This is a genomic window from Arthrobacter sp. 05T420, assembly GCF_056396305.1.
In genome coordinates this window covers 38,444-59,266 of record NZ_JBFTLG010000005.1, presented here as the reverse complement: position 1 = coordinate 59,266, position 20,823 = coordinate 38,444, and the positions used below count along the sequence as shown (strand labels likewise).

The 20,823-nt window shown below is 67.4% G+C and carries 11 protein-coding genes, 1 tRNA gene and 1 pseudogene; 11 read left to right on the top strand and 2 right to left on the bottom strand.

The window, feature by feature from the left end; translation table 11 throughout:
* Window positions 1-332: 332 nt before the first annotated feature.
* A pseudogene (locus AC1DEM_RS06535) lies at window positions 333-892 on the bottom strand (TetR/AcrR family transcriptional regulator).
* Between the two features lie 264 nt (window positions 893-1,156).
* On the opposite strand from AC1DEM_RS06535, the gene AC1DEM_RS06530 reads away from it, so the two are divergent.
* The 11 genes from AC1DEM_RS06530 to sufU all read left to right on the top strand — a co-directional run bounded on the left by AC1DEM_RS06530 (window position 1,157) and on the right by sufU (window position 19,402).
* Window positions 1,157-1,228: transfer RNA gene (locus tag AC1DEM_RS06530), tRNA-Gln, on the top strand.
* Between the two features lie 42 nt (window positions 1,229-1,270).
* Entirely contained in the window at window positions 1,271-2,782 is a 1,512-nt protein-coding gene (glmU, locus tag AC1DEM_RS06525; RefSeq protein ID WP_476883703.1) for a bifunctional UDP-N-acetylglucosamine diphosphorylase/glucosamine-1-phosphate N-acetyltransferase GlmU, read from the top strand.
* 5 nt (window positions 2,783-2,787) lie between these two features.
* Entirely contained in the window at window positions 2,788-3,768 is a 981-nt protein-coding gene (locus AC1DEM_RS06520; protein ID WP_026537748.1) for a ribose-phosphate diphosphokinase, read from the top strand.
* 266 nt (window positions 3,769-4,034) lie between these two features.
* On the top strand, window positions 4,035-4,631 hold the full coding sequence (locus tag AC1DEM_RS06515; RefSeq protein ID WP_476883702.1) for a 50S ribosomal protein L25/general stress protein Ctc: 597 nt from the start codon (window positions 4,035-4,037) through the stop codon (window positions 4,629-4,631).
* 174 nt (window positions 4,632-4,805) lie between these two features.
* Window positions 4,806-5,393, top strand: a complete 588-nt coding sequence (gene pth, locus AC1DEM_RS06510) for an aminoacyl-tRNA hydrolase (protein WP_476883701.1) — start codon at window positions 4,806-4,808, stop codon at window positions 5,391-5,393.
* Window positions 5,394-5,615: 222 nt separating this feature from the next.
* Window positions 5,616-8,360 carry a LuxR C-terminal-related transcriptional regulator gene (locus AC1DEM_RS06505; protein WP_476883700.1) on the top strand — a complete coding sequence of 915 codons (2,745 nt, stop codon included), beginning with the start codon at window positions 5,616-5,618 and terminating at the stop codon, window positions 8,358-8,360.
* Window positions 8,338-11,052, top strand: coding sequence for a helix-turn-helix transcriptional regulator (locus AC1DEM_RS06500; protein WP_476883699.1), 2,715 nt, complete (start codon window positions 8,338-8,340; stop codon window positions 11,050-11,052). The genes AC1DEM_RS06505 and AC1DEM_RS06500 overlap by 23 nt, the downstream gene beginning before the upstream one ends.
* Before the next feature lie 267 nt (window positions 11,053-11,319).
* Window positions 11,320-14,061: a helix-turn-helix transcriptional regulator gene (locus tag AC1DEM_RS06495; RefSeq protein WP_476883698.1), complete on the top strand. Its 2,742-nt coding sequence runs from the start codon at window positions 11,320-11,322 to the stop codon at window positions 14,059-14,061.
* A gap of 80 nt (window positions 14,062-14,141) precedes the next feature.
* Window positions 14,142-16,796: a helix-turn-helix transcriptional regulator gene (locus AC1DEM_RS06490; RefSeq protein ID WP_476883697.1), complete on the top strand. Its 2,655-nt coding sequence runs from the start codon at window positions 14,142-14,144 to the stop codon at window positions 16,794-16,796.
* 831 nt (window positions 16,797-17,627) lie between these two features.
* Window positions 17,628-18,935, top strand: coding sequence for a SufS family cysteine desulfurase (locus AC1DEM_RS06485; RefSeq protein WP_476883696.1), 1,308 nt, complete (start codon window positions 17,628-17,630; stop codon window positions 18,933-18,935).
* Between the two features lie 11 nt (window positions 18,936-18,946).
* On the top strand, window positions 18,947-19,402 hold the full coding sequence (gene sufU, locus AC1DEM_RS06480) for a Fe-S cluster assembly sulfur transfer protein SufU (RefSeq protein ID WP_476883695.1): 456 nt from the start codon (window positions 18,947-18,949) through the stop codon (window positions 19,400-19,402).
* Window positions 19,403-19,469: 67 nt separating this feature from the next.
* On the opposite strand, the gene AC1DEM_RS06475 is transcribed toward sufU, so the two are convergent.
* Window positions 19,470-20,783, bottom strand: coding sequence for a UDP-glucose dehydrogenase family protein (locus AC1DEM_RS06475; RefSeq protein ID WP_476883694.1), 1,314 nt, complete (start codon window positions 20,781-20,783; stop codon window positions 19,470-19,472).
* Window positions 20,784-20,823: the final 40 nt, after the last annotated feature.

Genomic DNA, 20,823 nt, shown 5'->3' with positions numbered 1-20,823 from the left:
GCCAACACTGGGCATGTCCCTTGCAGGGCTGAAAACCCGCAGGGCATGTCCCACTGCGCGGGCCGAGACTGGGCATGTCCCTTGCAGGGCTGAAAACCCGCAGGGCATGTCCCACTGCGCGGGCCGAGACTGGGCATGTCCCTTGCAGGGCTGAAAACCCGCAGGACATGTCCCACTGCGCGGGCCGACACTGGACATGTCCCTTGCAGGGCTGAAAACCCCCAGGACATGTCCCTTGGCGCGGGCCAGGGATGGGCATATTAGCCTTATGGCCATTCCTCGGAACCAATACTGGACATGTCCCACGGCAGAAAGCGCGCCCACACCGGGACTCAGTCCTGGCTGCGGGGCCCGGGATCCTGCTGCAGCCCGGTCAGGCCGTTCCATGCCAGGTTCACCAGGTGCGCGGCGACTTCGCGTTTGTCCGGCGTACGGCTGTCCTGCCACCACCGGCCGGTGGTCGCAACCATTCCCACGAGCATCCGGGCGTACATGGCGCCGTCGGCGGGGCTGAAGCCGCGGCGGGCGAGCTCGTCCTCGAGGATGTGCTCCACCCGGGCCGCCACCTGCGAGAGCAGGGTGGAAAAAGCCCCTCCGGGTGGGACGTCGGCGCGTCGCGCATGAGGACGCGGAAGCCGTAAGTCCGGTCCTCGATGTAGGTCAGCAGCGCCACTGCGGCCCGTTCTACCAGGACGCGTGGCTTGGCGTCCTCGGCCAGGGCATCGTTGATGGCGGCCAGCAGGATGTGGAACTCACATTCCACCACCTGCGCATACAAGCCTTCCTTCGAGCCGAAGGGCCCTTAGACCACCGGTTTTGAGACGCCCGCGGAGGCGGCGATTTCCTCGATGGTGGTGCCGTCCAGGCCGCGGCGTGCGAAAAGCCATCCCAATCAACTGCGTGCGGCGGCTGCAGGCCCGTCATGCGGGGGCCGGACAGCGTGGCCAGGGGCACGCGCGGGCCTGCGCTACCGCCGTCCGCCCCGCCGGATGCGCCTGCACTCTTGCTCACGGCACCATCATGCCCTACCGTCCGGCCGCACGGCCCGCTACCGTCCGGCCGCAGCGGCCCGCCGCCCTTTTCGCGGCCCTGAGTCGCACGAGCATCAACCTTCGTGGCAGAATTGGTTCTCGTGCCACAGGTCATGCCGGCACGATCCGCTCTGGTGTAATGGCAGCACCCCGGCCTTTGGAGCCGTGGAGTATAGGTTCGAGTCCTATGAGCGGAACTGGCGAGACACACTGCGCAACCAAGCAAGGAGAGCCAATACGTGAGCCCCGAGAACACTGGCCCAGCCGCCGTGATTGTCCTAGCTGCAGGGGCCGGTACCCGGATGAAATCCCGTACCCCAAAAATTCTCCATGAGATCGGCGGCCGCTCCCTGGTCGGCCACGCGCTTCAGGCGGCCCGCAGTATCCACCCCCGTGAACTGGCCCTCGTGGTCCGGCACGAACGCGACCTCGTCGCCGCCCATGTCACGGCCCTTGACCCGAAGGCCCTGATCGTGGACCAGGACGAAGTGCCGGGCACTGGCCGCGCGGTCGAAGCCGCACTGGAAGCCCTCGATGCGCCAGGCGCCGGGGGTCCGCTGAGCGGAACAGTCGTTGTCACTTATGGCGACGTCCCCCTGCTCACCGGCGAACTCCTCGCCGAGCTGGTCGCGACTCACGAGGCCGAGGGCAACGCCGTCACTGTTCTCACCGCCGTGCTGGACGACGCCACCGGCTACGGCCGCATCCTCCGCGCAGGGGACGGGACCGTCATGGGGATCCGCGAACACAAGGACGCCACCAGCACCGAACGCGAAATCCGTGAGATCAACTCCGGCATCTACGCCTTCGACGCCGCCGTGCTGCGCGACGCGCTGGTCCACGTCACCACGGACAACGTCCAGGGCGAAAAATACCTCACCGATGTCCTGGCCCTGGCCCGCGCCGCGGGCGGGCGCGTCGCCGCCGTCGTCACCGAAGACCGCTGGCAGGTGGAGGGCGCCAACGACCGTGTCCAGCTCTCGGCGCTCGGAGCCGAACACAACCGGCGCACCGTCGAAGCCTGGATGCGCGCCGGCGTGACGGTCGTGGATCCCGCCACCACGTGGATCGACGCCACCGTGAGCCTCGAGGAGGACGTCCGCCTCCTGCCCAACACGCAGCTGCACGGTGCCACCACGGTGGCGCGCGACGCCGTCGTCGGCCCGGACACCACACTGACCGACGTCACAGTGGGTGCGGGCGCGAAGGTGATCCGGACCCACGGCTCCGGCTCCACGATCGGTCCGCGCGCCAGCGTGGGCCCCTTCACGTACCTGCGCCCCGGCACCGTCCTGGGCGAGACCGGCAAGATCGGGGCGTTCTACGAAACCAAGAACGTCACGATCGGCCGCGGGTCCAAGCTGTCCCACCTCGGCTACGCCGGAGACGCGGAAATCGGCGAGGACACCAACATCGGCTGCGGCAACATCACCGCCAACTACGACGGCGAGAAGAAGCACCGCACGGTGATCGGCTCGGGTGTGCGCACCGGTTCCAACACCGTGTTCGTCGCTCCCGTCCGCGTGGGCGACGGCGCCTACAGCGGTGCCGGCGCGATCATCCGCCAGGACGTCCCGGCGGGCGCCCTCGCCGTCACCTTGGCCAAGCAGCGGAACTCCGACGGCTGGGTTACGGCGAACCGCCCCGGTTCCATCTCCGCCGCCCTCGCCGAGTCCGCCCTCGCTGAGTTCGACGCCGCGGGCGCCGCCCCAACATCCTCCACTACTCCGGCACCGACAGAAGAGGGCTAGCAATAATGAGCGAAATTACGGCACACGGCGAGAAGAAGCTGGTGCTGGCCGCAGGGCGCGCGCACCCTGAGCTGGCCAAGGAGATCGCGAAGGAGCTGGGCACTGAACTGCTGCCCCTGGACGCCTACGACTTCGCCAACGGCGAGATCTACGTGCGTGCCGGCGAGAGCGTCCGAGGCACCGACGCCTTCGTGATCCAGGCCCACCCGGCCCCGTTGAACAACTGGCTCATGGAACAGTTGATCATGATCGATTCGCTCAAGCGGGCCTCCGCCAAGCGCATCACGGTCGTGTCCCCGTTCTACCCCTACGCCCGCCAGGACAAGAAGGGCCGCGGCCGCGAGCCGATCTCGGCACGCCTCGTCGCCGATCTGTACAAGACCGCCGGCGCCGACCGCATCATGAGCGTCGACCTGCACACTTCCCAGATCCAGGGCTTCTTCGACGGACCCGTGGACCACCTCATGGCCATCCCGCTCCTGGCCGACTACATCCGCACCCGGGTCGGCTCGGACAAGGTTACGGTCGTCTCGCCGGACACCGGCCGCGTCCGCGTCGCCGAGCAGTGGGCCGAGCGCCTCGGCGGCGCGCCGCTGGCCTTCGTGCACAAGAGCCGGGACCTCACCGTACCCAACCAGGCGGTCTCCAAGACGGTCGTTGGCCAGATCGAAGGCCGCACCTGCGTCCTGATCGACGACATGATCGATACCGGCGGAACCATCTCCGGCGCCGTCCAGGTGCTCAAGAACGCCGGCGCCAAGGATGTCATCATCGCCGCGACCCACGCCGTGTTCTCCGATCCGGCGGCCCGCCGGCTGTCCGAGTCAGGCGCCCGCGAGGTAGTGGTCACCAACACCCTGCCGATCACCCCGGACAAGCGCTTCCCGCAGCTGACCGTGCTGTCCATCGCGCCGCTGATCGCCCGCGCCATCCGTGAAGTGTTCGACGACGGCTCCGTCACCAGCCTGTTCGACGGCCAGGCCTGAGCCGGCCTGCGGAGGGCCAGGTTTCAGAAACCGGGTCCTCCGCTGGTAGCCTTGTACCGAAACCTTGGCGAGGGAGAGCGCCGGCAGGCCGTTTGCATTAGTTGTATGCACGGTCAACCGGATTGCTGGTCTCCGTTATCGACTGGGTCTGAATCTCCTTCTGAAGGGCAGCTGCACGGCAGCCCGGCGTTGAAGGTCGTAAACAGACCTCCGCCCTTGCTGAACACCGTTAGTCCCACAGCTTGAAATCCCACGAGGAGATATCCATGTCTGAGCAGAAGCTCGCAGCAGAAGTCCGCACCGAATTCGGCAAGGGCTTCGCCCGCCGCGCCCGCATGGCCAACCTGATCCCGGCCGTCATCTACGGCCACGGCGCCGAGCCGATCCACATCACCCTTCCGGCGAAGGCCACCACCCTGGCCGTCCGCAAGGCCAACGCCCTGCTGACCCTGGACATCGACGGCGAGCAGCACCTGGCCCTCGTCAAGGACATCCAGCGCGACCCGATCAAGCAGATCATCGAGCACCTCGACCTGCTGACCGTCCGCACCGGCGAGAAGGTCACCGTTGACGTCCCCGTGCACCTGAACGGTGAACTGGCTCCGGGCAACGTGTACAACCAGGAAATGACCACCGTCTCTCTTGAGGCCGAGGCAACCCACCTGCCCACCGCCATCGAGGTCAGCATTGAGGGCCGCACGGCCGGCGAGCACATCCACGCTTCCGACCTCGTCCTTCCGAAGGGCTCCGTCCTGCTGGCCGACGCCGAGGCTCTGGTCGTTCACATCTCCGAGGCCACCGAGGTCTCCGAGGAAGAGGCTTCGGCCGACACCACCGAAGGTTCCTCGGCCGCAGCCGAGTAATTCCGGTGAATTTAGCGGCGGCCGGGTCCCTCAGGGGCCCGGCCGCCGTCGTCTCTGATGTTCGTCGTCTCTGATTGTCGTCGTATCCCGCGCCGCAGGCGGCACCGGAGCCGGCTCCGCCTGAGCGTCCCACCTGGCGCCCCACCCTGCCGCGTCCCACCGAAGGACTGATCCATGACCGACACCTGGCTGATCGTAGGCCTTGGCAACCCCGGATCCGAGTACAGCCACAACCGGCACAACGTCGGCCAGATGGTCCTTGACGAACTCGCCTCGCGCGTCGGCGACGGCTTCAAATCGCACAAGTCCCGTGCCCATGTTCTGGAAGGGCGGCTGGGCATCGGCGGACCCCGGATCGTGCTGGCAAAGCCGCTGTCCTATATGAACGTCTCCGGTGGCCCGGTCTCGGCCCTCGCCCAGTTCTACGGCATCGATCCCGCCCATGTGATTGCCGTCCACGACGAGATCGACATCCCCTTCGACACCGTGCGGCTCAAGATCGGCGGCGGCGAAGGCGGCCACAACGGTCTCAGGGACATCTCCAAGGCCCTGGCCACCAAGGACTACCTGCGGGTGCGCGTGGGCGTCGGGCGTCCGCCCGGTCGGATGGAGACAGCGGACTTCGTCCTGCGCGATTTTTCCTCCCCGGAGAAAAAGGAACTGCCCTTCCTCATCGACTCGGCGGCCGACGCCGTCGAGGTCCTGGTCAGGGACGGCCTGCTCGCCGCCCAGCAAAAGTTCCACCCGGCCAAGGCCACGTAAATACGGCCCGAAACTCAACGTGGCCAAGCGCCCTGCCGCGAAGCCGTCCGGCCCCGCGGCAGGTGCCGCACGGAATAGTTGCCTGCGCATTGCGTGTTTTCTTTCCAAGCTTTCCGCATTCCAGCTATGATCTGTCTACTCTCATGTCGGGGGATAGGGATACGCTACTTCTAAGTGGGCAGTCTGGGGTTGCTGTCTGCAAAGCGGTACGAAGGAAACTACATGTCGAGGGATTCGCTGGGCTGGGGGAATGTTTCCACTACATTGGCACCCGCCGAAGAAGAACATGCTGCCGGTCCGGTCGCGAGACACGGCTGGTCCGGTTTGGCGCGGCACGCTGATGCCGAGCGTGTCCGCAAGGAACTGCTGGAGCAAGACCGGATGGGCGTTGTCATCACGGGCGACCGGGGTGTCGGAAAGACGCTGGTCGGCCGGACTGCCCTCGGGGGATTCGGCCCCGAGGTGTACACCATCCAGCTCCGCAGCTCGGGGCCTGGATCGGCAACCCCGTACGGTTGCCTCGCCTTTACCCTTGCGCGGCTCCCGCAGAGCTCCCTAGGCTCGCCGACCGCCATCCTGCACGGTATTACCTCGCTGATCCGCGACGACGCCGCCGGCCGCCAGTGCGTGATCCTGCTCGACAACGCCGGGTCCCTCGACGAACTCAGTACCGGGGTCCTGCTAAACCTGCTGCAGACCCGGACCGCCCGGCTGATCGCAACGGCCCAGCGCACCACAGACCTTCCGCCGGATTTCTACTGGCTCATCACCTCGGGCCAGCTTGCCGAGGTCCGGCTCGCCAACCTGACCGAACTCGAAACGCTGGAGGTCCTGCAGTCAGCCCTGGGCCATCGGGTCTCGACGGCCCTGGCAAGCCAGCTGCACCAGCTGGTCGGCGGCAGCCCCACGCTCCTGCAGGCCGTCGTCTCCGAACAAATCGAACGCGGAAACCTCGTCTTGTCCGGATCCGTGTGGACACTAGTCGACGAAGTCGTGCTCGATGGCCGGACGGCGCTGGAGGATATTGTCCGGGCCAGGTATGCCAGGGAATCGCCAGAGGCCCGGGAGGTCATCGACGTCCTCTCATGTGCCCGGACGCTGCCACTGTCCCGGCTCGCCAGGATGTACAGCCCCGGAGTTATCGCAGACATGGAAGAGGCCGGCCAGATCGTGGTCGACCGCATGGACCGGCACCTCGTCACCCTGGGCGACCGCTACCTCGGCGACATTGTCCGCAACTGGCTGAGCGTGGAGCGACGCCTGGAGCTTCGGGACAAGGTCCCAGGGCACCAGGAACATGAACTGGACGAGCTGACAGTCGAGGATTTGCTGGCCTACGCGGCGTGGACCCACGACTGCAACGCCCAGCTCGCACCCGCACACGCTGTCGCGGCTGCCAGCGCCGCCGTCAAGCTCTTCGACCCGAAGTTTGCCCTCAAATGCGCGGGCAGCCTGTCTCCCTCGGACCCTGAGTGGGCCGAGGGACAGCTCCAGAAATCGGCCGCCTACCTCCAGCTCGGGCTGCCACTGCAGGCCATGTCCGCGCTGGACGATGTCTCCGAACGGCAGGTCACCGACCTCGCGGCCGCGAACTTCGCCGAATTCATTGCGGCGAAAGCCGACTGCATGGCGTGGCTGGAGGACCGGTCCGGCCAAGTCCCCGAACTGCTCCGGCAGGCCAGGGTCCGGCTCCAGGACCTGAGCCTGGGCGAGCCGCCCGCCACCCCGGCGGCACTTTCCCGGGCCGCGCTGTGCCTGGATCTGTGCGAGTTCAACTACTTCTCCTTCATCGGGGATTTCGAGCCCGTCATGGAGCGGCTCACCACCGCGGCCACCACCGACGTCCCGGGCGCCGATCCCGTGCACCGGCTCAGATCGGCCATCATCCTGATGGAGGCCTGGTCCCTGACCGGCCACGAACTCGATGCCCGCAAACTCATGCGGGAGATCGGCGGACAGCTGGGCGAGTGGTCCAACGTGCCGCGCATCCGCGAAAACTTTGCCTGGCGCTCCTTCAACGTCCTGCTCATCTCCGGCCTGTGGCGCCAAGCCATCGACATGCTCAAGGACGCGAGCGGCCGGGCAGGGCACGGGCTGCATTCTGGTAGCGCCGCAACCGACCTCGCCGTCGGGCTCGCCTACGTTTATGCCGGCCGGGGATACATGGCACTGGACCCGCTGCTGGCCGCGATCGCCCAACTAGAGGTTCGGGCGAGCCTGCAGTCCCTGCGCCAGGCCTACGCCGCCACCGCTTTTGCCTACGCGCAGACCGGCAACTCGGTCCAGGCCACCATCTACCTGGACCGGGCCCGTTCGGCTGACGGCCCGGCCCGCTTCACCGTCGCCACTTCCGCGGAGTTCTGCCTGGACATGGCCTCGCGGTGGCTCGGTGACCCCGAAGCCAAGGACCGGCTGGTGCGCTCGGCGGAGGCACATTTCCGGAAGGGCCGCCACACGCTTGCCGGCATCTGCATGCTCGGAGCCACGGTCAACGGAACCGTCAAGGATTTTCTTTTCATGGAGGAAATCGCCGGGCTGCGGCAGGGGCCGCTTGCCGAGCTGTCCAGAACCGTCGCCGTCGGCAGCCGGAAGAAAGACGCGGCGATCATGCTCGAAGCGGCCGGGCAGGCCGCGGCCCTCGAACTTGACGCTGTCCAGGCCAGGTGCGCGGCACTCGCGTTCGACTACGCGAAGGGCGCCGGACTGACCGCCAGCGCCAACGCCGCGTACAGCATGCTCGAGAGCCTCTCGGAATCCGTTCCGGCGCTGCCCGTCATGCCCCGCAACAAGGGCCCGCTGCTGACGGAACGAGAACGGCAAATCGCCACCCTTGCCGGGAACGGGGTCTCCAACAAGGACATCGCCCTGGAAGTGGGCATTTCCGTCAGAACTGTGGAGGGCCACCTGTACCAGGTGTTCACGAAGCTCGGCGTTTCTTCGCGAAGTGATCTGCTTGGACTCATCTAGGGGCCCGGCGGGAGGCCCCGGCACGGCGCCGACCCGCGCCTTGACCGGGAGGTCGGAAGATTTGTTGTCGGCAGTCGAGGCCCTTCAAGGCGGCAGCCATGTGGCCGTATTCGTCCTCGGCGACAGCGGAATGGGCAAATCCAGGCTCATCGAAGCCGTCGTGGCGGAGCTGGGCGCGGGGGTGACGCCGGTGCCCATCCACGGCAGCGCGTCGCTGACCAAGGTGCCGTACGGTGTCCTTGGCCCCTTCATCGTCGGACTGCCGGTCCAGGAAGCAACATCGCAGCTGGCCGTGTTGCGGACGCTGTGGGCGCACCTGGAGGAGCAGAAGCGCGCTACCCAGAAGCCGCTGCTGCTCGTCGTCGACGATGCCCACGACCTCGACGAGGCGACGGCCGGGATCCTGGCGGAACTGGCTGCGGCCGGCTGGGCGAAACTCCTCGTGGGCGCGGCCGCCCGGCCAGGACTGCCGGAACCACTCCTGCAGCTGTGGTTTGAAGGCATCGCCGAACGGCACGACCTCCGCCCGCTCACTCTCCCGCAGACCACAGAGATGCTGGAGGGCGAGCTCGGCTCGCAAGTGCTGCCGAACGTCGCCGAGATCCTCTGGGAGGCCTCCGGCGGCAACCCGATGCTCCTCAACGGGCTCCTCGACGACGCCAGGAACGACGGGACGCTGCTCCGGCGCAACGGTGTCTGGTTGTTTACCCGCCACCTCAACAGCCACGGCGAACGGCTCACCGACGTCGTGCGCCGCCAGCTGCTGCTGCGCTCGCCGGAAGAACGGCAGGCCCTTAATCTGGTGGCGCTGGCTGAACCCGTGGCCAGGGACCTGATCGAGTCTGTGACCGGCGAAGAGGCCGTGGGATCGCTGATCGACAGCGAACTGATCCGCGTGACGGATCGCGCAACCGGAGAGCTGCGGCTGTGGCACACCGTGTACGGCGACACCTTGCGGAACCTGATCTCGCCGGCGAGGAGCCTGCAACTTCGGCAGAGCCTGCTGCGGAAGATGGACAGCGAGCCGACGTCGGCCGAAGGACTGCTGCGCCACGTGAGCTGGTCGATCGAATGCGGTGCGGAGGTCGAGGACCGGCAGCTCCTTCGGGCCGCCGTGCTGGCCAGCCGGCTCTACGAGGATGAGCTTGCCCGGAGGGCTGCCGTCCTGGTCAAGGATCCGGAACTGCAGATGGCGGCCCGTGCCGTAATAGCACGGACGCGCTACAACGCCTCCGACTATGTGGCGGCGCGGGACATCCTCGACGCCGATTTCGGCAAGGGCAACAGCATCCCCGGCCTCTTGGCGGGATCGCTCCTGTGGGCCGCCGTGATGACGGCATTGGGCCACACGCCGGCGGAGATCATGACACGGGCACAGGTGCTCCAACGTGCCGCCGAACGCCTCGCCGCGGGCCGGCCCGATGACGCTGAAGCCATTATGCGCGCCACAAAGGAGCGCCTGGCCACCATGGAAGCCATGGTCCTGGCACTGTCAGGCGAGTACGCCGCGGCCCCTGCCACGGCGGAAGCGGGTGGTGCTACCCTGCCTGCGGCCAATGCCCTCGAGAAAGTGTTCCGGCTCTGCCTCGACGCGGAGCGGCTCCTCGCCGGCGGCAAGGGACTGGGCGCCCTCGCCGTGATGTCCAGGGCCATCGAAGCCGCCGGAGCCGATCACGATGAGCTCTACTTCCTCACCGACTTCCTGGTGGTCCGTTCCGCCGCCGCCGCCATCCACTCCGGGGACTGGCACGGGGCAGAAACGCTCCTGACCAGCTTTGTCGCCGGATCCGGGCCCAGCCTGATTTCCTTCGGCGGGGGAGTCCACGCGGCTCACGGCATCATCCTGCTCTACCAGGGCAAGGCTGCCCAGGCCCTGAACACCCTGAGCGCCGCGCTCGAAGCCCTGAGGTTGACCGACCCCCAGCAACTGTTCGCCCTTACGGCTGCCATGGCCTTCGCGGCGGCCGCCGAAGTCGGTGCCCAGGCGAAGGCGGAGCTCCTCCTCGCCGACTACGAGGCGGCCCCCGCGGCCTTGCCGCGGTACATGCACTCGCTGGCCGGGATGGCCGTGGTCTACGGAAAGGCCCGGCTCGGGAATTACCCCGGCGCCATCGCGGAACTGAAGCGGCTCGGACACCCGGACCCGGACATGGACACCCCCGGCCTCGAACTCGACGCACTGGCCTTTTGCCTGGAACTGGGGGATACGGACTCGGCGCCGAGACTGCTCGAACTCCGGGACGGGCTTGAGGGCCCACGGCCCGCCGCGATCTGCGCTTACGCGGCAGCCATCAGCACGGACAGCCCCGCAGACCACCTTGAGGCCGCGAAAACCTGTGAAGCTGCGGAACTGTGGACCTTTGCCGCCCTTGCCTACGACGCCGCGGCGCACGCCTATCGGGCCGCGGGCGACACATTGAGAGAGCGCATGGCGAACTCCCAGCGGAAGCGGTGCCTGGACCGGGCCGACGACCTCCCCGGTGAGGACGCGGCCAGGAGCGATGACTCGCTCGGCATACTGACCCGCCGCGAACGCGACATTGTGGCTCTGGCGGTGCGCGGCCTCACCGACCGGCAGATTGCCGCCGAACTCCAGGTGTCCGTCCGCACGGTTGAAGGCCATCTCTACCGCAGCTACGCCAAGCTCAACGTCAAGGGCCGCGAAGAGCTTCCCGGCATCGGCGGACGGTAGCAGACGGACGCCAGCGTACAAGCTGCCGGCCGGGCCTGCGGCAGGCCGAATTTCCGGTTTCCGGGACCCTACCGTCAGGGACACGCGCGACGGGATTCCGACTACTTGCTTTCGGCCACTCGGTGCTCGGGTCCAACTGAGTACAGCTACGTAGAGGCAGCGGAATACTTGCTGCGTAATCGAGTACTACTTACGCATACCGAAAAAACGCGTAGTCCCTACCGTTGAGGTATCACCGCTCACACTTTGACAGCGAAGGTCTCTCATATGTTCCAGCAAGAAGCCGGCTTGCCTGCGGGCAGCGGCCAGACAGAAGCCATTTTTCCCGCGCCAAGAAACGGACATGGACGGAACAAAGACAAACCCTTCACCCGCCAGCAGGTCGTTGCCGACGTCATTGAAACCCTGACGTCAGGTTCGGGCTGCGGCATCGTACTTGTGGGCGACCACGGGGCCGGCAAATCCTTTATCGCCCAGCGAGCCCTTGAGCAGCTCGGCGACGATTACCTGGTTGTCCAGGTCCGTGGCAGCTCCATTTCCTCCAAGCTTCCCTACGGGGCCCTGAGCGTCCTCCTGAACGACCTCGACGCCTCCCATCTCGAGCACCCCCTGATGGTGCTGCGCGGACTGACCCAGCTGCTCCACAACAAATCCGAGGGGCGGCGAATCATTCTTTTCGTGGACAACGCCCATGACCTCGACGAGCTCTCGAGCATGATGGTGGCCCAGCTGAGCGCGGGGGCCCATGTCACCCTGTTGGCGGCGTGCGTGGACATGCCCCACGTCGGCGGCGACATCATGGGCCTGTGGAAGGACGACCTGCTCCGGCGGGTAGACCTGGGATCGTTCGACTTCGCCGAGACGGCCGCAACGCTGGATCACGAATACGGCGGCCGTTTCTCCCTGACCGCAGCCCGGGCCCTGTGGAGCGCTAGCGGGGGCAACGCCTTGTTCCTCCATTCGCTCGCCCGGGAACAGATCAAGCTGGGCACACTGGTACGCCAGGACGGCGTATGGTTCCTGGGCAACGGCCCCATTGCCTTGACCGGCGAGATCCGGGACGTCGTGAAGGCACGCCTGAACCGGCTAGGCGCCGGCCAGCGCGACGTCTTTGAACTGCTGGCACTTGCCGGCTCGGTCCCGCTGCAGACCCTCATGCTGATCGCCAACCCGCAGGACATGGACGCGCTCCAGGAGCGGGCCCTGATCCGGGTCACCCATGACCATCCGCCGATGGTTAGCGTCGCCAACCCCGTGACGGCCGGAATCGTCGCCAGCGTTGTGCCGCCCGGCCGCAGCGCTGAACTCCGCCGCCGGCTCACGGCCGTACTCCAGGAGCCGGATGCCCTGGACGCCGGCAGCGCGACCGCCGTCGCCTGGGCGCTGGACTGTGGAGAGCAGGTGCGCCCGGAGGTGGCGCTGGCCGCGGCCCACACCGCGAACAGCGGGTCCGACCCCGCGGCGGCACTGCGGTTCATCCAGGAGGCCGAAGGAAGCGAACGCCCGGTCCTGACGGCCATCGAAGCGGTGAATGCCCACATTCTGGTGAACAACGCGGAGTCCGCGCGGCGGGTTCTGGACGCCCTTGATGACGCCGCCTGCCGGGAGCTTCCAGTGTCCGAGTGGACAGCCTTGCAGCTGCTGCGGGCAGAGCTGGAAAAGCGCAGCCCGGTCCCTGGAGCCGATCCCAGGGCCAGGCTGCGCGAGCTCGCGGAGCGGCTGGCGGCAGAACCGGAGCAGCACACCCCCGCGGTGGACGCGGCCCGCGAGCAGCTGCGCCTGGCCGAGGCCGAGCTCGCCGCATTCCAGGGACGCTACGCCGATGTCCTGGCCGCGACCGAGCATGTGGACACCACGGACCTGGGCAGCGAACTGCGCATCATGACCGCCAGTGTCCGCGCCGAGGCCCTAGCCGTCACTGGCAACGCCGTAATGGCGCTGGCCCTGGGAAAGCAGGTCCTGGCGGCCACAGCCAACGTGTGCCTCACGGACCGTGCAGTCCGTGAGGTAAGGGGCAGGTTCTTGTTCCTGCTTCTGCTCTCGGCAAATTTCCGGGAAGCATCCGCGTATCTTGACGTGACTTACGGGGGCGTCGAGCCCCAGACCCGGCTCGGCGGGATGTTCGAGATTGGGCACGGCGTCGTTGACCTGCACGCCGGCCATCTGGACGACGCACTGTCCCGACTGCAGGCCGGCAGGTGGCAGCTCCGGGCCCAGGACCCCGATGCTTTGACTGGGCTGGCCACGGCAGTCTGTGCCTATGCCGCCGCCCTTCAAGGCGAAGAGGAGACGGCAGGCCTCCTGCTGGGCGACTTGGACCAGCCGCGGCCGCCCGTGGCCTGGCTGGCGGAACGGCTTACACGCTATTTCGAACTCTCGGCCCAGGCCGAGCTCGGCCAGCGGGCAGCATCCATCCGCGCCCTGGCAGCCGAGGCGGAGAACGACACGGAAACCTCGGCCGTGGCCACTGCGCTCCTGTTCCAGTCCGCCGCCACCAGGTTGGGAGACCGCCAGATGGGCCACAAGCTCGGCAGCCTCGGGGGCCGGGTGACCGGGCAATTCGCGGCCCTGTGCTCGCGGCTGGCAGAAGGCATGCGGGAAGCCGACAGCGAACTCTTGCTGGGGGCGTCCAAGGATGCCGACACATCCGGCAACGCCGTCTTCGCCCGGGATGCGGCCCGGAAGGCCGTCAGCTGCGCCAACGACGCCGGTAACCGGATCGCTCTGCGCATCGCCCAGCGGACGCAACAGTCGCTTGATGACAAGTTCGGCAGCCCCAAGAACGGTCTGCACTCGCTCACAACGTCGACCCTGACGGCGAGGGAATGTGAAGTGGCCGTCCGGGCCGCTGCCGGCACGGCGAACCGCAAGATCGCGGAACAGATGCACGTATCGGTCCGCACCGTGGAGGGGCACCTCTATCAGGTGTATTCGAAGCTGCATGTCGCCAGCCGATCGGAACTCAAAGATGTCATCTCGACTCCGGCAGACAGTGCCCGGCTCGGCTGAACCCGGCAGAATCCGGTCGGCATCCCGGTCGGCTTTCCGGGGAAGGCAGAGGGCGGCAGGAAGATCCGGCAATGGAAAGCATGGCTGAAACTGCACCTTTGATCGAGCGGTCAACACTGCTCAAGGATCTGGTGCGCTGCCTGCGCGACGACACTAGATCAGGTGCGATCGTCGTCGGCGGCGCCGGGACCGGCAAGACCGCCGTCCTCAAGGCCGCCCTCCGCGAACTCGGGACCCGCAGACACCTGATTCGGCTGACTGCCACCCCGGCCCTGGCCGCCGTTCCCTTTGGCGCCCTGGCGCCGTACCTGTCCCGGCTTCCCGACCGGGAACTGGACTCCTACGCCGCGGTCGTGGGGGCAATGGCGGTAAGCCTTAAATCCGAGGCGGAGCGCCCTTTGTTCGTCGTCGACGACGCGCATTGCCTCGATCACGGGACCGTCGGGCAACTCGCGCAGGCCGCAGCCACCGGTGCAGCGAGTATCTTTGCGACCTGCAGGCCCGGGCCGATGATCCCGGAAGAATTCCTGTCGCTGTGGGACGACGGAATTATCGCCAAGCTCGATCTTGCCCCGCTCAGCCGGACTGGAACACACCAGCTGTGCGAGCAGGTCCTGCGGGCCGACGTCTCACCGTGGGTCAGCGCGCTGTTCCACGACGCTGCGGACGGGAACCCGCTCATGTTGATGTCCTTGATCCTGCACGCCCGTAGCACCGGCGCCCTGGGATGCAGGCACGGAGTATGGTTCCTGCTGGCCAACCCCGACATGGCCCGGGTTCCTGCGGCGGACGTCGTTGACCGGCAATTGCGCTCCATGACGCCGGAGGAGAAGACCGCAGCCACGATCGTTGCCCTGGCGGGGCCGCTTTCCCTGGCCCAGATCCTGCGGATCAGCGGCCCCAAAGCCGTCGATGCGCTGGACACTGCCGGGATAATCGCTGTCTCGGCCGGGCACCACCGGCTCGTCAGGCCCGCGAGCCCGATGGTCGGCGAGATTATCCGCCTCCGGGTCCCCGCCGGGCGCAGCTCGGCCCTGCGTTCGAGCGTGCTGTCGCTGCCCTCAGAGCGTGCCCTGCTCCCCGGAGCCGCGCTGAACCGCCTCCGCTGGTCCCTGGACTGCGGTGTGGAGATCCCGCCCGCGCAGCTGCTCCAAGCCGCCGTCGCTGCGAACACGGCCCTGGATCCTGCCACAGCTGCCCGGGCTGCTCGCGCCATCCGGGACGCCCGGTTCCTCCCTGAGGCCAGGATCCAGCTGGCCTATTCCCACTTCATTGCCGGACGCCGCGCCGCCGCCGTGGCGGGCCTGGAGTCCGCGCGCCCCGTGGCCGCCGGACGATCGTCGTATCTGGCGGCCCTGCTCGCGGCCCGGCTGGGCTCTTCCACGCCGGACCGGGATGCCGTAACTTCCACGCACTCTCCGGGAGATGCCCCGCAGGAAGAACAGCGGGAGGAAACGTGGGACGGGCCGTGGGATGAAGGGGCCGCTGCCCGGGTAACGGCTGAGTTCCTCAGCCGCACGGGGGACAGCAGGTCCGTGGCTGCCGACTCCGGGCTGCGGGAACTGGTTGGTACCCCGGGCACTCCTCCCGAAATCCGGGTCCCGGCCCTATCCCTGCTCGCCGAACTGCTGTCAGCCCAGGGCCTGCTGCGCGCAGCTCTGCGACTGGACTTCGAGGCATGGAATGGCGCCTGCAGCGGGAGCCGCGGGCTTCCCCTGATGTATGAGGACCTAATGGTGCGACACTGCCTGATCCTGATCGGGGCCGGTGACTGGGACGGGCTCGGCAGCGTCCTCGACGATTACGCGGCCCGCGAGCCCGGACGGCTGCTGTACAGCGGCGGCATGCTCCACCTCATGCGAGGGTATTCCAGGCTGCGCCAGGGCCGGATGCGCGAAAGCTTGGCCGAGTTGCGGCTTGGCGTAGAGGAACTAACCATCGCCGACCCCTTGAACCTTCTTCCGTTTGCTCACGCGGTGGCAGCCTACGCGGCTGCCACCGTCGGACGGCACTATGAGGCTAGCCAGCATTGCCTGGCCTTCCGGCTTTCGGACTACCGGGAGCCAAAAACCCTTCGCCTGCTGGCGGAGGCGTATTGTCAGGCAGCGGAACCCGTGGGCGGCCCGGAGGGGAGTGACGCAATGGCCCTGGCACGGTTGGCGGACGACGCATTGCACGAGGGCCTGCGGGGCGTTGAAACCGATATCAGGCGGCTCGCGTTCCGCAGCGGTGGCGTTTCCGAGGCCGACGCCGAGGCACTGGCCCTCAGCAGCAGGGCAGTGGATGGGCCAGAGGCGCGCCTGCTGGAATCCTACGCGCTGGCGGTATCGGCGTCCGACGCTGCCGACCTCATTGGCATCAGCGACGACGCGCTCGGCGGCGGGCACGGGCTCTTGGCCCTTGAAGCCGCCCAGCAGGCCGAGCGGATCCTGGCCGATGACCCGGACCGGTGGAGGCTCACCGCCGTCCAGCGCCGGGTTCACCACCGGCTCGTGGAAGCCGGCATGTCAGCGCAGTTGGAGATCGTCCACAGCGATCAGGGCGCCCCGCTGACCGGACGCGAGGCCGAAGTTTTGGAACTTGTGTCCCACGGCGCCACGAACGCCGAGATCGCCTCGGCGCTGTGCGTATCGCAACGAACCGTGGAGGGGCACCTGTCCAGGATCTTCGCTAAACTCGGCGTCGGCCGGCGCGCGGACCTGCTGGGCCACGGCTCCCTGAACCCTGAACCCTGAACCGTGGACCCCTGGCCGGCGGCAGCGCCGGCGGTGCGTACAGGCCGGGTGGCCTATGGGACCGGCGAGAGTATCCCCAAGTAGTGCCATCGCCCGTGAGCCCACAGAAATCACGTAAACGCTACTCGTGTGCAGATCCGCTCCGGGCGATTGACTTAAGCCAGTCCCACGAACCCACAAGGTCGCAATGAGGACAAGTTCTAAATGAGGAAACGGTCTCAACGAGGAAACTGTGTCAAATCGAGGAAACATCAGGGCGGCAAACGACATGGCATGATCAGCAGGAAATTAGGTCCTAAAGACCCTCTTGCCTGCTGAAGCAGCCACTGCCACCATAGAGGTGGTCGGGCCGTAACCTCCCTACCCCCAACTCCTTCGTTGGAATCGTACGGTGCCCCAGCCGGCAGCCGTACGCCAAGGTCGGAGCCGGCGGCGTCAGAGCCTTCTGAGACCGAGGCTCTCCCCCCAGCCGCCGCCGGCTCCCTTAACGGGATGCTCCCGAGTCCGCGCCGCTCTGAGGCGCGGACTCGGTGTGAGCGCCGTCGAGGAGCGCCGCAAGGGTAAAAGCGACGAGGCAGGCCGTTGGGCGCGCCAGACCACGCCGCACCTGGCCCCGCGGAGCCCAGAGAAGCCGGAAGCCCAGAGAAGCCGGAAACCCAGTGAAGTCGGGAGCTGCGTGGTTGTCGTGGCCGGGGCCTGCGGGCCGCCGCACTGCAGGGACATCACCGCATGGGATAATTAGGATTAATCTGCGTGACGTAATGGCGCCGCCGGCCTTCCGGCCGGCGCGCTCGAGGCGCCGCAGCGAACGCCGATCCAGGAGTCTCCGCCATGGTTGCCACACCAGCCCATCTCCGCCGCTCTGCCATCACGCTCGGGAACGACGAGGTCCTGAGGATCCGCAACGACTTCCCGATCCTGCAACAACACGTCAACGGCAAACCCCTCATCTACCTGGACTCCGGGGCTACCTCGCAGAACCCGCTCAGCGTGCTCGAGGCCGAGCAGGAGTTCTACGAGCAGCGGAACTCGGCGGTCCACCGCGGGGCGCACCACCTCGCCGTCGAGGCCACCGAAGCGTTCGAAAATGCCCGGGAAACGGTGGCGGACTTCGTCGGGGCGGAGTGGGATGAACTGATCTGGACCTCCAACGCCACGGAGGGCCTGAACCTGCTCACCTATTCCTTCCTTAATGCGTCCCTGCCCGGCGCGGCCCCGGAAGCAGCCCGGTTCGCCCTGGCCCCGGGCGACGAACTCGTGGTCACGGAGATGGAACACCACGCCAACCTGATTCCCTGGCAGGAGCTGGCGGCCCGGACCGGCGCCGTCGTGAAGTTCATCCCGATCGACGACGCCGGCGCCCTGGACCTGGAGGCCGCCGCCGGCATCATCGGCCCCCGCACCCGCGTCTTGGCGTTCACCCACGCGTCCAACGTCCTGGGCACCATCAACCCGGTGGCCGCACTGGTGGCCCTGGCCCGTTCCGCGGGCGCGCTGGTGGTGCTCGACGCCTGCCAGTCCGCGCCGCACCTGCCCCTGGACCTCAAAGCGCTCGACGTCGACTTCGCGGTGTTCTCCGGCCACAAAATGCTGGCCCCCACCGGCATCGGCGCCCTCTACGGCCGCTCGGAGCTGCTCAACGCGATGCCGCCGTTCCTGACCGGCGGCTCCATGATCACCACCGTCACCATGGAACGGGCGGGCTTCCTGCCGAGCCCGCAGCGCTTCGAGGCCGGTACGCAGCGCATTTCGCAGGCGGTGGCACTCGCCGCAGCGGTGAACTACCTCAGCGAAACCGGGATGGACCGCATCCACGCCTGGGAGGCCGAACTCGGCCAGCGCCTGGTACAGGGCCTGGAATCCATCCCCGGCATCCGCGTGCTGGGTCCCGCGGCGGGGCAGGAACGGATCGGCCTGGCCGCGTTCGACGTCGCCGGTGTCCACGCGCACGACGTCGGACAATTCCTGGACAGCCGGGGCATCGCCGTGCGGGTGGGGCACCACTGCGCCCAGCCGCTGCACCGCCGGCTCGGACTGACAGCTACGACGCGCGCCAGCACGTACCTTTACAACACCACGGACGATGTGGACGCGTTCCTCAACGCGGCCGCCGATGTCCGTGCCTACTTCCAAGCCTAGGACGGACATCCATGAGTCTTGACCAGCTCTACCAGCAGATCATCCTGGAACACGCCAAGGCCCGGCACGGCAGCGGCCTGGCCGCGGCGGCCGCGCCGGAGGACGCGAGCAGCGGCCAGTCACACCAGCTGAATCCGACCTGCGGCGACGAGATCACCGTGCGGGTGTCCGTGGCCGGCGGGAAAGTCAGTGAGCTGCGCTGGGACGGCGACGGCTGCTCCATCTCCATGGCCTCGGCGTCCGTGCTGACGGACCTCGCCGAAGGCATGAGCGTCGGGGAACTCCGCACCGTCATTGACAGCTTCCGCGAAGTGCTGCGTTCGCGCGGCAAGGTGCCGGCCGATCCGGAGGTGCTGGGCGACGCCGCCGCGTTTGAGGGTGTGTCCCGTTATGCGGCCCGGGTCAAGTGCGCCATGCTCTCATGGGTGGCCGCGGAAGACGCTCTCGGCCAGGCGGTGGCAGCCTGACGGCTGCTTGATAGAACCGCGCTAGGGCCGGCCCCTCACGCCCGGCCAGCGTTATGGCCGGACTGCGTTACGGCCGGCCCAGGCCCTTGTAGGTCCAGCCGGCAGCCCGCCACTTGGCCGGGTCCAGCACGTTGCGGCCGTCCAGGATGCGCGGCGCCGTCACGAACGCCTTGGTTGCGTGCGGATCCAGTTCCCGGTACGCCTGCCACTCGGTCAGCAGCAGCACGGCGTCGGCCCTGTGCAGCGCCGTCTCCAGATCCGGTTCGAGCGGAAGCTCCGGGAAGCGTTTGGCGGCGTTGGCCAGCGCCTGGGGGTCGGTGACCGTCACCACAGCGCCTTGCAACTGCAGCTGCGCCGCGGCGCTCAACGCGGGGGAGTCCCGGACGTCGTCGCTTTCGGGCTTAAAAGCCGCCCCCAGCACGGCAATCCGCTGTCCCATCAGAGTGCCGCCACAGAGCTCCCGCGTGAGCTCTACGACGCGGGTCCGGCGCCTCATATTGATGGCGTCAACCTCGCGAAGAAAGGTCAGCGCCTGGTCTGCGCCGAGCTCGCCGGCGCGGGCCATGAAGGCACGGATGTCCTTGGGTAGGCAGCCGCCGCCAAAGCCGATGCCTGCGTTGAGGAATTTCCTGCCGATCCGTTCATCGAGTCCGATGGCATCGGCAAGCCGGGTGACGTCGGCCCCCGTGGCTTCGCAGACCTCGGCCATGGCGTTGATGAAGGATATCTTGGTGGCCAGGAACGAGTTGGCGGCAGTCTTGACGAGCTCTGCGGTGGCGTAATCCGTCACCAGCCGTGGCTTCCCGCTCGCCAGGGGTTGAGCATAGACCTGGTCCAACACGGCGACGGCGGGGTGGTCCTCGCTCCCGTCCGGCACGCCGTACACAAACCTGTCCGGATTCAACGTGTCCGTCACCGCGTGGCCTTCGCGCAGGAATTCAGGATTCCAGGTCAGCATCGCACCTGGCTCTGTCTCCGCCAGCATCTCGGCCAGCCGCGCCGCGGTGCCCACCGGCACCGTGGACTTTCCTGCAACGACATCGCCCGCGGATACGTAGTCGGCGAGCGATGCGACCGCCGCGTCGACGAATCGGAGGTCGGCGGCGTTCTCGCCCCGCTTCTGCGGCGTACCCACGCAGATGAAGTGGACCTCCGAACCGCGGGCCGCCGCCATGTCGGTGGTGAACCGCAACCGCCCCGATTCCTCAAGCTCGGAGAGCAGCTCGTCCAGCACCGGTTCGTAGAAGGGAGCATGGCCCGCTGACAGCTGCGCCACCTTGTGTTCGTCGAGGTCGATGCCTACAACGTCATGGCCCAGCTTTGCCATGCACGCAGCATGCACTGCACCGAGATAGCCGCATCCAATAACCGAGATCCGCACAGTACCGATGTCCTCCCGTTATGGCCTGTTCACAGCGTAC

Coding starts and splice junctions, on each gene's coding strand:
- AC1DEM_RS06495 (WP_476883698.1), top strand. CDS start 11,320: ATGTTCCAGCAAGAAGCCGGCTTGCCTGCGGGCAGCGGCCAGACAGAA.
- AC1DEM_RS06520 (WP_026537748.1), top strand. CDS start 2,788: ATGAGCGAAATTACGGCACACGGCGAGAAGAAGCTGGTGCTGGCCGCA.
- AC1DEM_RS06515 (WP_476883702.1), top strand. CDS start 4,035: ATGTCTGAGCAGAAGCTCGCAGCAGAAGTCCGCACCGAATTCGGCAAG.
- AC1DEM_RS06505 (WP_476883700.1), top strand. CDS start 5,616: ATGTCGAGGGATTCGCTGGGCTGGGGGAATGTTTCCACTACATTGGCA.
- AC1DEM_RS06485 (WP_476883696.1), top strand. CDS start 17,628: ATGGTTGCCACACCAGCCCATCTCCGCCGCTCTGCCATCACGCTCGGG.
- AC1DEM_RS06490 (WP_476883697.1), top strand. CDS start 14,142: ATGGCTGAAACTGCACCTTTGATCGAGCGGTCAACACTGCTCAAGGAT.
- pth (WP_476883701.1), top strand. CDS start 4,806: ATGACCGACACCTGGCTGATCGTAGGCCTTGGCAACCCCGGATCCGAG.
- sufU (WP_476883695.1), top strand. CDS start 18,947: ATGAGTCTTGACCAGCTCTACCAGCAGATCATCCTGGAACACGCCAAG.